Here is a 12894-nt window from a genome sequence, read left to right on the forward strand (position 1 = left end):
CGCGTGCCATCGGGTTGGTCATCCGTCGGTCCGCGCCGTCAGACCGGCAGGGCCCAGGCCTGGTCGACCCGGTGGTCGCCGCAGTCGGTCAGCCGCAGGCGCTCGGCCGGGGCGGTGGCCGCGGGGGCCGTCAGGCACAGTCCGCTGACCTCCTCCACGAGGGCTCCGTCGCGGCGGTGCGTCCAGCTCTGGCCGGGCTGCTGCTCCGGCCGCATCGAGCAGTCGGCCAGTTCCACGACGCGGTTCTCGCCCACCGACAGGCACTCGCCGGCCAGCCGCAGGCTCGCGTCCTCGCCCAGGATCCACCGCTGGTCGGGGGCTCCGGTGCAGGCGGCCATCACCACGGCGCCGACGCCGGTGGTGTTGGCGCCGTCGGCGCACCGGGCGCCGTCACCGACGATCTGTCCGGTCGGCACGGCCTGGGCGCAGCCGCGCGGGCTGAGCCGCCAGACCCCGGTGTCGTGCCCGGCCACCTTCCCGGTCAGCGTCCCGGAGATCTCGCGGCCGGTGCCGCTCCACAGGTCCTGGGCGCCGGCGGTGCAGTCGGTCAGGCCGATCTCGTCGAGCGGCACGTTGATGTCCCGGGTGGTGGCCGAGCGGTTGAGCACGGCCACGGCCCGGTCGCCGTTCGCGAGCGGGCGCACCAGGATCTCGAAGGTGGCGTTGGAGGAGACCACGGAGCCCTGACGGCCCATCGGGTCCTGGTCCAGCTGGATCATCCGGGTGTTGCCGAGGGCGGCGAGGCCCGCCGGGGTCAGCTTCGAGACGTCGGAGGACAGGATGAAGGGGGACGCCATCATGGCCCACAGGGCGACCTGGCTGCGGCTCTCGGCGGCCGTGAGACCGGGGGCGCCCGCGATCAGGAAGTCGGGGTCGTTCCAGTTGCCGGGGCCCGCGTACCGGCCGAGCCAGCGGTTGTAGCCGTAGTTGCCCAGCACCGAACTCCAGCGCGAGGTGGCGGGCGTGGCCGGGTTGTAGACCTTGATGTCCTTGCCCTCGCGCCACAGCTGGCCGGTCTCGCCGACCCAGCCGAGCACCTTGTGCCAGTCGGAGCCGCCCCACTCACCCTGCTGGAAGTAGGCGGGCGCGGAGGCCGACAGGATCATGTCCCGGCCGCTCTCCCGCAGGCCCTTGGCGACGGCGTTGTAGGCGTCCCGGTAGGCCTGCTCCTTGGTCGTGCCCTCCGGGACCCACAGGTTGCAGCCGTCCATCTTGACGTAGTCCACCTTCCAGGAGGCGAACTGGCGGGCGTCCTGCGCGTAGTGGTCCGCGCCGCCGCCCTGGGGAGCGCCGCTGCCCGGGTACTTCTCGCAGGTGAGGGAGCCCGCGTCCTGGTAGATGCCGAACTTCAGGCCCTTGGCGTGCAGGTACTCGCCGAGCCAGGCCATGCCGTGCGGGAACTTCGCCGTGTCGACGACCAGACTGCCCTGCGCGTCGCGGCTCTTGGTCATCCAGCAGTCGTCGACGGTCACCGTGTCGTAGCCCTTGGCGGCGAGCCCGGTGGACACGAGGGCGTCGGCGTTGGCGACCACCGTGGCCTCGTCGATGTCGCACATGTAGTGCGCCCAGTTGTTCCAGCCCATGGGAGGGGTGAGCGCGAGCGGGGTGTCCGAGGTCGCCCGGGGCTCGGCGGCCGCCGGCGTGGCGGGGGAGAGCGCGAGGGCGAACAGGGCGGCCGCGGTCAGGCAGGTGAGCGTCGCACGCAGGCGAGGCGGCACGGAGTCTCCTTGACGTGGGGGCAGTCGTGCGCCCAGTGCAGCGAGGTGATTACCCACTGTCAACACAAGTCGCTGATTGTCGGCCAATGACCAGCAATATGGCTGCAGTCGATGTCACACGAAAGTGTCGATACATCGTATGTTACGGTGTATCTCATGCCGCGAAGATCAGCAGCCCTGGACCGCGCGACCCCCGAGGCCATCGCCGTCACCGCCCTGCGGATCCTCGACGAGCAGGGCCCGGGCCACCTGAGCTTCCGCGCCCTCGCCGACCGGCTCGACGTCTCCCACGCCACCGTCCAGCGCCGCTGCACCGACCTCGCCGGACTGCTCGACCTGTGCACCGAGCACCTCGCCGGGCAGCTCCCCGAGATCCCCGCCGGCACGGACTGGGCGCAGGCCACCGAACAGCGGTTCCGCGCGCTGTACCTGCTGCTCGTCGCCCATCCCGGACTGCTGGTGCTGCGCGGCGGCCGGCCCTGGCTCGGGCGGCAGCTGCTGGCCCGGCTCGTCGAGCCCGCCCTCGCCGACGGCGTGGCCGCCGGGATGACCGCCGCCGAGGCGATGACCACCTACCGCCGCATGTACCTGCTCACCCTGGGCAGTGCGGCCTTCGTGGACCACCGGGATCCGGCCGCCGCCACCGGCGCCTCGCGGGCGGCCCTGGCCGCACTGGATCCCGGGGAGTTCCCCGTGCTCTCCGGCGGACTGCCCGACGTACTGCCCGCCCTGACGGACCACGAGGTGTACTACGGCGCCCTGCGGCAGCTGATCGAGGCCGCCCGACCCGGTACGCACGCCCCGCCCGCTCGTCCCGCCCCGCCGACCCGGCCCACCCCCTGATGCGGAGACAGCCCATGCAAGCAGCACCGGCCCAGCAGCTCGACTACGCCGCCGTACGCGCCGCCGCCGCCCGGATCGAGGGCGGGGTGCGGCCCGTGACGGTGGCGCCCGCGGCCGACGGCGTCTGGTACGCGCTGGAGTACCTCCAGCACACCGGCACCTTCAAGGCGCGCGGCGCCCGCAACTTCCTCGCCGCCCACCACGAGGCCGGCACCCTCCCGGCCGCCGGGGTCACCATCGCCTCCGGCGGCAACGCCGGGCTCGCCTGCGCCTGGGCGGCCCGCGCCCTGTCCGTGCCCGCCACCGTCTTCCTGCCCGCCAACGCCCCGCGCGTGAAGGCGGAACGGCTGCGGGGGTACGGGGCCGAGGTGCGGCTCGTCGGCGACCGGTACGACCGCGCGCTGGCCGCCTGCGAGGAGTTCGCCGCCGAGAGCGGGGCCCTCAGCAGCCACGCCTACGACCACCCGCTCATCGCGGCGGGCGCCGGGACCCTGCTCGACGAGATCCGGACCGCCCTGCCCGGGGTGGACACGGTGGTCGTCGCGGTCGGCGGCGGCGGACTGTTCGCAGGGATCGCCACCGCCGCGCGCGAACACGGCGTACGGGTGATCGCCGTCGAGCCGGAGCGCTGCCGCGCCCTGAACGCGGCCCTGGCGGCGGGCCGGGTCGTGGACGTGACGGTGGACTCCGTCGCCGCCGACTCCCTGGGAGCCACCCGGGTCTCGGCGGACGCGCTGGCCGCCGCTCAGGAGAAGAACGTGACGTCGGTCCTGGTGTCCGACGCGGAGATCACGGCCGCCCGGCGCGGGCTCTGGGAGGAGCACCGGATCGTGGTCGAGGCGGGCGCGGCCACCGCCCTGGCGGCGCTGCGCGGTGCGCCGGAGCCGCTGGGCGACCGGGTCGCCGTGGTCCTCTGCGGGGCCAACACGGACCCCCGGGACCTGGTGGCCCCCGGGGCCTGAGCCCCCTGCGCCCGGCCGCCGGTCAGTCTTTGTCGTCCTCGCCCTCGCGGACGATCACGACGGTGCCGGCGGAGTACTGCACGACCTGCTGGCTGACCGACCCCAGCAACGCGCCCTTGAAACCGCCGTACCCGCGGGTGCCGACCACCGTCAGGTCCGCCTCCTTCGACGCGTCGACCAGGACCTGCGCCGGGGACCCCTGCTCGACGCGCCGGAACACCGGCACGCCGGGCGAGGTGCCGACGGCCGCGGCGACCGTGTCCGCCAGCTTCCGGCGGGCGGCCTCCTCGGCCGTCACCGCCTCCGCGTCGGAGGTCTCGGCGGCCGTCGGGCCGATGGAGAAAGGATTGCGGTTCCACTCCCAGGCCATGACGGCGTGCACGCGGCCGCCCATCATCGCGGCCTGCGCCACCGCCCAGCGCAGCGCCTCCTTCGAATGGTTCGACCCGTCCACGCCGACGACGATCAGCGGCTCGACGGTGTGCTCACTCATGGTGGGTTCCTCTCGCTTCGCCCGAATAGTCGATCTCCTCCTTGTATACAGGCAGCAGGGGGTCCGACCTCGAACGACGATCGTTGCGACGGCCGACGACTTTCGAGGACAGCCCGCCGGCCCCGCCCCTTGCGAGGGTGTGAGTGTCCAGGCGACCGACGCCGGACACGAAAACATGGAGGAACGGGCGTGGCTCAGCGCAAGGGTTGTCTGATCGGGTGCGCGGTGGCGCTGGTGCTGGGCGTGGGTGTCCTCGTGGCCCTGGTCTTCGGCGTGGGGAAGTTCCTCGACATGGCCGACAACACCCTGGTCGACCCCGCGGTCTACGAGCAGGTCAAGGCCGGCGACGCGGAGGGCGATGTGCGCGGCAGGCTCCCGTCCGGTGAGAGCTTCGTCAAGAGCGCCCTCAAGGAGGGCGGACCGGTCGAGCCCGACGGCAGCGCCTGCTCCTGGTACATCTCCAACGCCGAGGCCGAGGGTGGCACCGAGACCGTGCTCCGCTTCTGCTTCAAGGACGGCAAGCTCGCGGAGAAGGTCAAGTACCCCATGAAGTAGCAGGAGTGGCCGCCCGGACGGGGCGGACGGGGCGCGGCGGGTGCCGGACGCGGGTCAGTCCGCCGTGTCGGTGCCCGTCGCCGCTGCTGCCGCGAGCCCCGTTCCGTTGCGGATGTCGCTGGGGGCCCTGCCCTCCCATCGGCGGACCGCCCGGCGCAGGGCGCGCATGTCACTGAACCCGACCCGGGCCGCGACCGAGCGGAGCGGCAGATCGGTGGCGCGCAGGAGCTCCATGGTGTGCTCCTGGCGCACGGCTTCGACCTCCTCGCGCCAGGTCGTCCCGTGCTCGCCCAGCCGCCGCTGGAGGGTGCGCGGACTCATCGCCAGCCGCTGCGCCATGTGCTCCAGGCTCACGGCCTCCTCCCGGAAGGCGGCGTCCAGGGCCATCCGGAAGCGGTCCTGCCAGCGCAGGGCCGGCTGTGCGGACGCGAGCGTCAGTTCCGCGTGCCGGGCCAGGAGACGGTCCAGGCCCGGCTGCGCCCTGGGCAGCGGTGCGCGCACGTCGTCGTCGTGAAAGGTGATCGAGTTGTACGGGGCCCCGAAGTCGATGCGGGTGGTCCCGAAGAACTCCGCCAGCCGCCGGTGGCGGCCGGGCGCGCCGTGCGTCACGGACACGCGCAGCGGGACGACGGGACGCCCGGTGGCCGCCCGGGCCCGCGTCAGGAACAGGCCCAGGGCGAAGAAGTTGATCGCCTCCACCACGTCCGGACCCCAATTCCCGGTCGCGTGACGAATGGTGAAGCTCCGTCCGTCCTCCTCGACGAGGAACTTCTCATGCGCCGCGTCACCGATCACGGCGCAGTACTCCACCGCCTGCTTCAGGGAGTCCCGCAGGCAGGGCCCGGCAGTGATCAGGTAGTCCCACAGGCCGAACGTACCGATCGGCGCCTCGTCGGTGATCAGCGCGCCGATGGCCGTCCCCGGCTCCGCGAGGGTCAGCTGCTCCCACACGGCCAGCGCCGACGCGGTCGAGACCCGGGCCAGATCGTTGTCCAGCACATCGGGGCCGAGGTCGGGCAGCCGGGCGACCCTGCCCGGGCCCACACCGGACCGGCGCAACGCCTCGACGACGAACCGCGCGAGGTGGACGGAGACGGTGCCGTCGGTGCCAGGAGACCGCATAGGACGGACGAGACTACCAGCCGCTCGCATGAACTGGCTGGTCAGGTCCCCTCCTTGACGCCCGGGGCCCCCTCGTGGCGCGACCGGTCGGCCCCCGGCGCGGGAGGTTTCCCGGTGGCGCCGGGGGTCCCCTCGTTGGCGCGTGCGGGTCCTTATCAATGCCTGGGGGACCGGCCTACGTTGGCATCGGCCGCGGTATGTGGATCAAGAAACAAGCGGCGATCCGTACGGGACCACCGAGTCGAAGGAACCGATGTGACGTTCTCCCCCGCCCACTGGCAGAGCCGCCTCGACGCACTGCGCGCAGCCCACCACGTTCCCGGCGCCACCCTCGCGGTGTTCGCCGAGGGGGAGATCCACGAGCTGGCGAGCGGCGTCCTGCACCGCGGCACCGGGGTGGAGGCGACCACCGACTCGGTGTTCCAGCTCGGGTCGATAGCGAAGCTGTACACCGCGACCCTGGTGATGCAGCTCGCCGCCGCGGGCGAACTGGACCTCGACGCGCCCGTCGCCGAGGTGCTCCCGGAGTTCTCCGTGGCCGACCCCGAGGCCACGAAGGCGATCACCGTCCGGCGGCTCCTCAGCCACACCAGCGGTCTGACCTGCGACTTCACCTACGACAGCGGCCGGGGCGACGACTGTCTGGCCAAGTACGTGACGGCCGCCCGGAACGTGGCGCTGGACTGCCCGCCCGGCACCGCGGTCTCCTACAGCAGCGTCGGCTACAACGTCCTCGGCCGCATCGTCGAGGTCCTCACGGGACGCACCTGGGACCAGGCCCTCAAGGAGCGGCTCGTGGCCCCGCTCAGCCTGACCCACACCATGACCCTGCCCGAGGAGGCGCTGGCCTTCCGTACGGCGATGGGGCACCTCCCGGGCGACGGGGCGGACCCGGACCCGGCGCCGGCCTGGGACATGATGCCCCGTTCGGCGGGGCCGTACGGGCGCGTCCTGGCCACTGCCGCGGACGTGCTCCGCCTGGCCAAGCTGCACCTCGACGGCGGCTCCGCCCCGGACGGAACCCAGGTCCTGGGCGCCCGGGCCGTCGCGGAGATGCAGCGGTGGGTGGTCGACGTCCCCGACAAGTGGACGGTGAGTGCGGACGGCTGGGGGCTGGGCTGGTCGCTGTACGACTGGAACGGAATCCCCGGCTACGGCCACGACGGCGCCTCGATCGGCCAGTACGGCTACCTGCGCGTGGTCCCCGGCGCCGATCTCATCGTCGTCCTGCTCACCAACGGGGGCGCCTCCCGCCCCCTGTACGCCGACCTGATGCGCGAACTCCTCCGCGAACTCGGCGGAGTCCACATGCCGCCCGCCTTCGCGCCGCCGGCGCGGCCCCCGGTCGTCGACATGGCCCCGCTGGTCGGGACCTACCGCCGCGAAGGGGCGGTCATCACCGTCAGCGTGCAGCCCGACGGCTCCCCGCACCTGCTGTACGAATTCGTCGGCGGGATGCAGCACTTCTCGCCGCCCCTGGCCATGGACCTCACGCCGCTCAGCGACACGGTCTTCGCCGCCTCCGGCGCCGGCTCCTCCTTCAGCGGCGACTGGATGCCCGTCGTCTTCGCCACCCTCGTGGACGGCACGCCCTGCTGCTACATCGGCATGCGCTGCGCGCCCAGGGTCGACGCCGGCTGAGTCCTCGGACCGCCTGGCCTCAGGCCGGACACACACAGAAGGGGTGCCCGGCCGGGTCGGTGAACACCCGCCACCGGTCGCCGCCCGGCTGGTGGTCCGGCTTGCCCGCGCCCAGCTCCAGCAGCACGGTCTCGGCCTCGTCGAGGTCGTCGACCGCGAAGTCGAGGTGGGACTGCTGGGGCAGGGCCTGATCGGGCCACTGCGGAGCCCGGTAGCCGTCCACCCGCTGGAATCCGATGAACAGCCCGTCCGCCCGGGTGAGTCCGGCGAAGTCCCCGTCGCCCCCGGGATGCGGTGCGAAGCCGGTGGCCTGCGCGTAGAAGGCGGCCAGTGCCCGGGGATCGTCGCAGTCGAGCGTGATCGCGGTGAGCCTCATCCGCAGCGGCACGTCAACTCCTACTTTCCCTTGAGCAGTTGGTCGACCCTGGGCACGGAGAGCCCGGTCAGCCCTGCCACCTCCTTGAGGGTGCGTCCCTGCCTCAACTCGCCCACGGCGCCGATGCGCAGGTTCTTGACCTCCCTGGCCACATCGGGCAGCAGCTGATCGGTGAACAGCCGTGCGGCCCGTTCCCGCGCGACCGGGTCCTCGACGCCGGCAAGGCACGCCCGAACGGCGCTCACGTACTCGACGGTCAAGGCGCGCAGGTCATCGGGTATTTGCTGCTCGGCAGGGGTGATGTCGGTCATGGGGCCAGCGTACGCAGTCGTGGTAGGAATTCAGGATGACCTTCCCCGTCATTGCGTGTCGCGCCGCGCGGGAGAAGGGCCAAGTGGGTTGCCAGGACGGGGGGTTCGTGGTGTGCCGCGCCGTGGCCGCGGCCAAGTTCCGTGGGTCGTAACGCCGTTGCGAGGAGAGGGCCGACAGGGGCCGTCCGCCCACCGCCATCACACACAGGAGCAGCATGATCCTCGAACTCGCCGTGATCTACACGAACCGGCTCGACGCCTGCCGTGACTTCTACCGCGGCATCGGCCTCGACCTCGTGCCCGAGCAACACGGAAACGGCCCCGAGCACTACGCGGCGACGCTCGCCGGTGGCGGCGTCCTGGAGCTCTACGAGGCCACCGGCCGCCCGGAGACCGGCTACCTGCGCCTCGGCCTCACCGGCCCGCCGAACGGCGCGGGGTTCCTGCCGCCCGGCCGGCACACGCTGTCCGACCCGGACGGCCGTACGGTCGTCCTCACCGTCGCGGAGACCACCTCGGGGCAGGTCCGGCCGGAGCCGCGGGCCGCTGCGCAGGGCCGGCGGGCCGGCGCCTCCACCCCTGCGCCGAAGGGCGGCCCCGTCCCGCCCGAGGGCCGTACCGGCGTCACCTACACCGAGATAGCCGGGCACTACGGAATGAGCGCCCGCTACCTGTCGGAGAATCCCCGCTGGGGACGGCATCCCGACTGGCCGGCCGCCATCGGGAAGCGCGGCAGGGCCATCGAGTTCGACGCGGAGGCCATCGCCCGGTTCTTCGGCGAGCACCACACCCGGGAGGCCACTCCGCTCGACCCGAACCGCCGGTACACCGTGGTCGAGATCGCCGAGGCGTCCGGCCTCCAGCCCGACAGCATCCGGTCGGACATCAGCCGCGGCCGCTGGCCCGCGCCGGACGAGATGGACGGCGACCGGAAGCTGTGGTGGGGCGAGACGGTCACGACGCACCTGGCCGGCCGCCGCATCTACCGCAACAAGCCCAAGTGACCGGACCCCCCAGGGCCCGTCTTGCCGATCAGGCCGGGCCCGGCCTGCCCGGCACGGCACCTCGCCGCGTTGTCGAAACGCGCGAGTACGGCCAAGTGCGAGCTGCGCCTCTCCGCCTTGCGATGCACCGCACCGGACAACCCGGGCCGACCGGCCTGATCGACAAGACGGACCCTAGGGAGCGACGGTGAGGCGGAGATCGGCGAGCGGCAGGGCGATCCGTGCGGCGGTGCGCGCAGGGAGCCGGGCGGCCCGCGCGTCGATCCAGGCGAGTACGGAGGCCTGCTCGTCCCCGTCGCACAGCGCGAGGTGGAACAGCAGCTGCCGCCAGGCGCACGCGGTGCTCGTCGCGGTGGCGCCGCGGCCCGTCGCGGCGGTGAACGCGCCCCGGGCCGCGCCGTCCCAGCCGCCCTGCGGGGCGATGCCCACGTGCACGACCAGGGTGGCGAGGTTGAACGTCGTGAGGATCCGGGCCTGTTCGACGACCGCCGGGTCATGGGCCGGTGACCACCCCGGGCGCCCGGCACGCTCGGCGCACAACTGCGCGAAGCCGTAGCGGTCCTGGGCGACCGCCAGGTCCCGCACCGCAGCGAAGTCGATGCCGTAGTAGCGCTCGTACACCGTGCCGCCCAGCAGCTCGGCGGCGGTCCGTGCGGCCGCGAGCAGGTCCGCGGTGGCCATCCCGCTGTACGCGTCGGCCAGTGGCTCCGCGGCGAACGGCACGGGCAGCTCCGCCGACCGGGCGAGCCCGGACAGCGTCCGTACGAGCAGGTTCGGCAGCCCGGCCCCCGGGAAGGCCTGCACGCAGGTCTCGCCGAGCATCCGCAGGGTGGAGCGGGCCTGCTCCACCGGGTCGCCGGCCCATGGGGCGACCGCACGGACCCACGGCAGCCCGGTGATCCGGGCGTGGTGCTCGGGGCTCCACCACAACGGGTACCGGGGGTGCCGGGGGGCGCGGTAGGTCGCGGTGATCAGCGTGCGCAGCGCCCCGTCGGCGTACCCGTGCGCGGTGTGCGTGGCGATCAGCTGCTCCGCCACCTCGCCCAGCACCTCCGCGGAAGGGACCGCCCCGACGTCCAGCAGTGTGGCCAGGGGCGCGCTGCGCGCAGCGGTGACGACGGCCCGGACCGATGCCGGGACGGCGGTCCCGGCGGGCAGCCCGGCCTCCTCGGCCTCCTCGGCGGTCACCGGGGCGAGCAGCGGTTCGACGTCGGCCAGCCCCCGGCTCACGTCGAACGGGGCGAGCCGGCGCAGCACGAGGGCGGCCAGGTCGTGGTGCGCGGGCCGGTCCGCCTGCCGGGCCCGGGCACGGCGCAACCGGGTGTGCTCGGCGGAGCCGGGGCGGCCACGCCGGGCGACCATCGAGGCGACGGCCCGGCGCAGCCGTCCGGCGAGCCGGGGCGACAGCTCGCGCCCGGCGACCGTCTCCTCCAGCGCGAGGCGCAGGACGGCCGGATTGGACTTGGGGTCGAGGTGCTCGGTGCAGCGGGTGTGCGCGGCCGCGAGGCGCCGGTACCGCGCGAGGAGGGCGGCGCCCTGCACGGCGCCCTGTGCGGTGTCCGCCCCGGTGCGCAGCCAGTGGTCGAGCAGGTCGTCCTCGAAGGGCCGCCAGACGGTGAGCGCCTCGTGCTGCGCCTCGATGCCGGGACGGGGCGCGCGGTCCGCGAGCCTGCGGGCGGCCTCGCCGACGGTACGCACGTGTACGGCGTCCGGGGCGGGAACCGGTCCGTCCGCGGGGTGCGGCGCGAACCGCACCTCGCCGGCGAAGGGCCGCAGTTCCTCGACGAGTGAGGCCGCGGCGCCGCTCTCCCCGGCGCGCAGCAGCCACGCCACGCAGAGCAGCGCGGCCTCCTCGGGCGCGCGCACCTCGTAGCGCCCGCTGTCGAGCATCGACCACAGCCGGGCGAGGCCCTCGTCGGTGAGGCAGTGGTCGAAGAGCTCCGCGGGCGTGAGCCGTTGTTCAGTGATCTCGTTCATGGCCGGCGTGGCAGGTCCTGCCCCTGCGCCCTCCGACTGTGCAGGTCGGTGCTCTGGCTGCTGAGCTACACGCCGTTCGGGGGAAATCTAGGCGGGGCCCGCCGGTCGCACAAGCCGGTTCCCCCCGCGCCGCGGCGGGCTGCGGCTAAAGCGGTTTCCCCGCGGCGGGTAAAGCGCATTAGTGCGGACCCGTGCGAACCGTCGATAAGAAGTCAAACTTTGACGGACAGGCAGCTCCGTTATCGAATCGATACCATCTCCGACTGTCTTTGTACTAAAGCGCATTAGTGCAGCTCGGAGTGGCATCGATCAAGGCCTCGGCGGTGCGTCCGGCCCTGTTGTGCCATTCGGCACCAATGCGCCACCGGCCAGCCGCGTTCCTGCCTCATTGACGAGGTCTTGCTTTCGGACGACCGTGGGCACCGCCTCCGGCAATGAGGCCGGACTTCTGCAAAGGCGGCGACGATGACCCGTTCGAACCCGACCCGTATTGCTGTCGCCCTGCTGGCGACGGGCGCCCTCCTCTCTACCGCCGCGTGCGGCCTCGGCGGCGGCCCCGGGGACACGAAGGAGGCGGAGCGGACGGGCAGGGTGGCCGGCGAGATCACCTTCCGCACCCTCCAGTTGAAGCCCACCTTCACGGCCTACGTCCGGTCGGTCATCGACGGCTTCGAGAAGCAGTACCCCGAGGTCAAGGTGAAGTGGGAGGACGTCCCGGGCGAGGGCTACAACGAGAAGCTCGTCGCCGACGCCCAGGCCGGAGCCCTCCCCGACGTGGTCAACCTCTCCACCGACTCCTTCCAGCTGCTCGGCGACCGGGGCATGCTCGCCGACGTCGCCGAACTCGACGGGGCGATGGCCAAGGAGTACGTGCCGGGCGCCTGGGAACAGTTCAAGCTGCCCGGCAAGGGCGACAGCGTGTACGCGTACCCTTGGTACGTCACCCCGGAGATCCTGACCTACAACAGAGAGCTCTTCGAGAAGGCCGGTCTGAATCCGGCCGAGCCGCCGACCGGCGTGGAGCAGTTCTTCGACTACGCCGAGCGGATCGCCGCCACCTCCGGTGGCCAGTACTCCGCCTTCATGGCCGACCCCAAGGGCCGGCTGCCCGGGGACTGGCAGAAGATGGGCATCCCGATCCTCAGCGAGAAGCAGGACCGGTTCACCTTCGACACCGACCGGGCCGTCCGGTGGGTGGAGCGGATGAAGGACCTCTACGCCAAGGGCGCCATGCCCAAGGAGTCCCTGCTCAAGTCGGACGACATCAACCAGCTCTACGGCGGCGGGAAGATCGTCTTCGGTCCGGGCTCCCCGGGCTTCGTCAAGGACATCAAACAGAACGCCCCGCAGATCTACGCCAAGACCCAGGTCGCCGGAGCCGTCACGGGCACGCTCGGCCACATCGGCATCTACGCCCAGTCGCTCGGCATACGCAAGGACACCAAGCACCTGGACGCCGCGGCCGAGTTCGCCAAATGGGTCACCAACGGCCCCAACCAGGTGGAATTCTCCAGGAAGGCCACCATCTACCCGTCCAACGCCCAGGGCCTCGCCGACCCGTTCTTCTCCGACAAGGGCGACGGCAAGGACGCAGAGACCCTCGCCCGTGCGATCGGCGCCGACCAGCTGAAGACCGCCGCGCTCGACGCCAACACCCCCGTCCAGTGGACCAACCAGGTCGGGGACGCCGTCGTACGCGAGATGCAGAAGGCCATCAAGGGCGAGCAGGATCCCCGGACCGCCGTGCAGAAGGCCCAGGAAGCGGCGAACAAGCTCCTCGCCGCCGCGGCCGCGAAGTGACCGCGGAGGCCGCCGAAGCCGCCGAAGCCGCCGAGGCCGCTGAAGCCACCGGGACCGCCGTCGAACCGCGGGGCGGCGGCACGGCACACGAT

Annotated in this window: 12 protein-coding genes and 1 tRNA gene; 6 read left to right on the forward strand and 7 right to left on the reverse strand. The window is 72.6% G+C overall.

Annotated elements, in window-relative coordinates:
- Positions 1-38: 38 nt before the first annotated feature.
- A complete protein-coding gene (locus tag ACWGE1_RS35635; RefSeq protein WP_453424611.1) occupies positions 39-1718 on the reverse strand; it encodes a ricin-type beta-trefoil lectin domain protein in 1680 nt (559 codons plus the stop codon).
- A 156-nt stretch (positions 1719-1874) separates the two neighbouring features.
- On the opposite strand from ACWGE1_RS35635, the gene ACWGE1_RS35640 reads away from it, so the two are divergent.
- Both ACWGE1_RS35640 and ACWGE1_RS35645 read left to right on the forward strand, forming a co-directional pair.
- Complete coding sequence (locus ACWGE1_RS35640) at positions 1875-2561, forward strand: TetR/AcrR family transcriptional regulator (RefSeq protein ID WP_453424612.1); 687 nt, start codon at positions 1875-1877, stop codon at positions 2559-2561.
- Positions 2562-2575: 14 nt separating this feature from the next.
- Positions 2576-3523: a serine/threonine dehydratase gene (locus ACWGE1_RS35645; RefSeq protein WP_453424613.1), complete on the forward strand. Its 948-nt coding sequence runs from the start codon at positions 2576-2578 to the stop codon at positions 3521-3523.
- A gap of 22 nt (positions 3524-3545) precedes the next feature.
- Here the strand turns inward: ACWGE1_RS35645 and ACWGE1_RS35650 are convergent, their stop codons facing one another.
- Positions 3546-4016, reverse strand: a complete 471-nt coding sequence (locus ACWGE1_RS35650) for a universal stress protein (protein ID WP_453424614.1) — start codon at positions 4014-4016, stop codon at positions 3546-3548.
- Between the two features lie 189 nt (positions 4017-4205).
- On the opposite strand from ACWGE1_RS35650, the gene ACWGE1_RS35655 reads away from it, so the two are divergent.
- Complete coding sequence (locus tag ACWGE1_RS35655; protein WP_453424615.1) at positions 4206-4571, forward strand: hypothetical protein; 366 nt, start codon at positions 4206-4208, stop codon at positions 4569-4571.
- Positions 4572-4625: 54 nt separating this feature from the next.
- Here the strand turns inward: ACWGE1_RS35655 and ACWGE1_RS35660 are convergent, their stop codons facing one another.
- Positions 4626-5693, reverse strand: coding sequence for an AraC family transcriptional regulator ligand-binding domain-containing protein (locus ACWGE1_RS35660; protein ID WP_453424616.1), 1068 nt, complete (start codon positions 5691-5693; stop codon positions 4626-4628).
- A gap of 255 nt (positions 5694-5948) precedes the next feature.
- Between ACWGE1_RS35660 and ACWGE1_RS35665 the strand changes: the two genes are divergently transcribed.
- Positions 5949-7334 (forward strand): serine hydrolase domain-containing protein, encoded by a 1386-nt coding sequence (locus ACWGE1_RS35665; RefSeq protein WP_453424617.1) that lies wholly within the window; start codon positions 5949-5951, stop codon positions 7332-7334.
- Positions 7335-7353: 19 nt separating this feature from the next.
- Here ACWGE1_RS35665 and ACWGE1_RS35670 read toward each other — a convergent pair whose 3' ends face one another.
- Both ACWGE1_RS35670 and ACWGE1_RS35675 read right to left on the reverse strand, forming a co-directional pair.
- On the reverse strand, positions 7354-7722 hold the full coding sequence (locus tag ACWGE1_RS35670) for a VOC family protein (RefSeq protein WP_453424618.1): 369 nt from the start codon (positions 7720-7722) through the stop codon (positions 7354-7356).
- Positions 7723-7730: 8 nt separating this feature from the next.
- Complete coding sequence (locus ACWGE1_RS35675) at positions 7731-8021, reverse strand: hypothetical protein (protein WP_453424619.1); 291 nt, start codon at positions 8019-8021, stop codon at positions 7731-7733.
- A gap of 215 nt (positions 8022-8236) precedes the next feature.
- Between ACWGE1_RS35675 and ACWGE1_RS35680 the strand changes: the two genes are divergently transcribed.
- The gene (locus tag ACWGE1_RS35680) at positions 8237-9025 is read left to right on the forward strand and encodes a hypothetical protein (RefSeq protein WP_453424620.1); all 789 of its coding nucleotides are present in this window, start codon (positions 8237-8239) and stop codon (positions 9023-9025) included.
- Between the two features lie 174 nt (positions 9026-9199).
- Here ACWGE1_RS35680 and ACWGE1_RS35685 read toward each other — a convergent pair whose 3' ends face one another.
- Entirely contained in the window at positions 9200-11002 is a 1803-nt protein-coding gene (locus ACWGE1_RS35685) for a hypothetical protein (protein WP_453424621.1), read from the reverse strand.
- Positions 11002-11077, reverse strand: a tRNA-Cys gene (locus ACWGE1_RS35690). The genes ACWGE1_RS35685 and ACWGE1_RS35690 overlap by 1 nt, the downstream gene beginning before the upstream one ends.
- A gap of 390 nt (positions 11078-11467) precedes the next feature.
- Here ACWGE1_RS35690 and ACWGE1_RS35695 point away from each other — a divergent pair.
- The gene (locus ACWGE1_RS35695) at positions 11468-12802 is read left to right on the forward strand and encodes an ABC transporter substrate-binding protein (RefSeq protein ID WP_453424622.1); all 1335 of its coding nucleotides are present in this window, start codon (positions 11468-11470) and stop codon (positions 12800-12802) included.
- Positions 12803-12894 lie beyond the last annotated feature (92 nt).

The sequence above is a fragment of the Streptomyces sp. NPDC054932 genome (assembly GCF_053610205.1).

Excerpts from the sequence above, each read along its gene's own strand:
- ACWGE1_RS35675 (WP_453424619.1), bottom strand. The coding sequence starts at position 8,021 with ATGACCGACATCACCCCTGCCGAGCAGCAAATACCCGATGACCTGCGC.
- ACWGE1_RS35650 (WP_453424614.1), bottom strand. The coding sequence starts at position 4,016 with ATGAGTGAGCACACCGTCGAGCCGCTGATCGTCGTCGGCGTGGACGGG.
- ACWGE1_RS35685 (WP_453424621.1), bottom strand. The coding sequence starts at position 11,002 with ATGAACGAGATCACTGAACAACGGCTCACGCCCGCGGAGCTCTTCGAC.
- ACWGE1_RS35645 (WP_453424613.1), top strand. The coding sequence starts at position 2,576 with ATGCAAGCAGCACCGGCCCAGCAGCTCGACTACGCCGCCGTACGCGCC.
- ACWGE1_RS35680 (WP_453424620.1), top strand. The coding sequence starts at position 8,237 with ATGATCCTCGAACTCGCCGTGATCTACACGAACCGGCTCGACGCCTGC.
- ACWGE1_RS35660 (WP_453424616.1), bottom strand. The coding sequence starts at position 5,693 with ATGCGGTCTCCTGGCACCGACGGCACCGTCTCCGTCCACCTCGCGCGG.
- ACWGE1_RS35695 (WP_453424622.1), top strand. The coding sequence starts at position 11,468 with ATGACCCGTTCGAACCCGACCCGTATTGCTGTCGCCCTGCTGGCGACG.
- ACWGE1_RS35640 (WP_453424612.1), top strand. The coding sequence starts at position 1,875 with ATGCCGCGAAGATCAGCAGCCCTGGACCGCGCGACCCCCGAGGCCATC.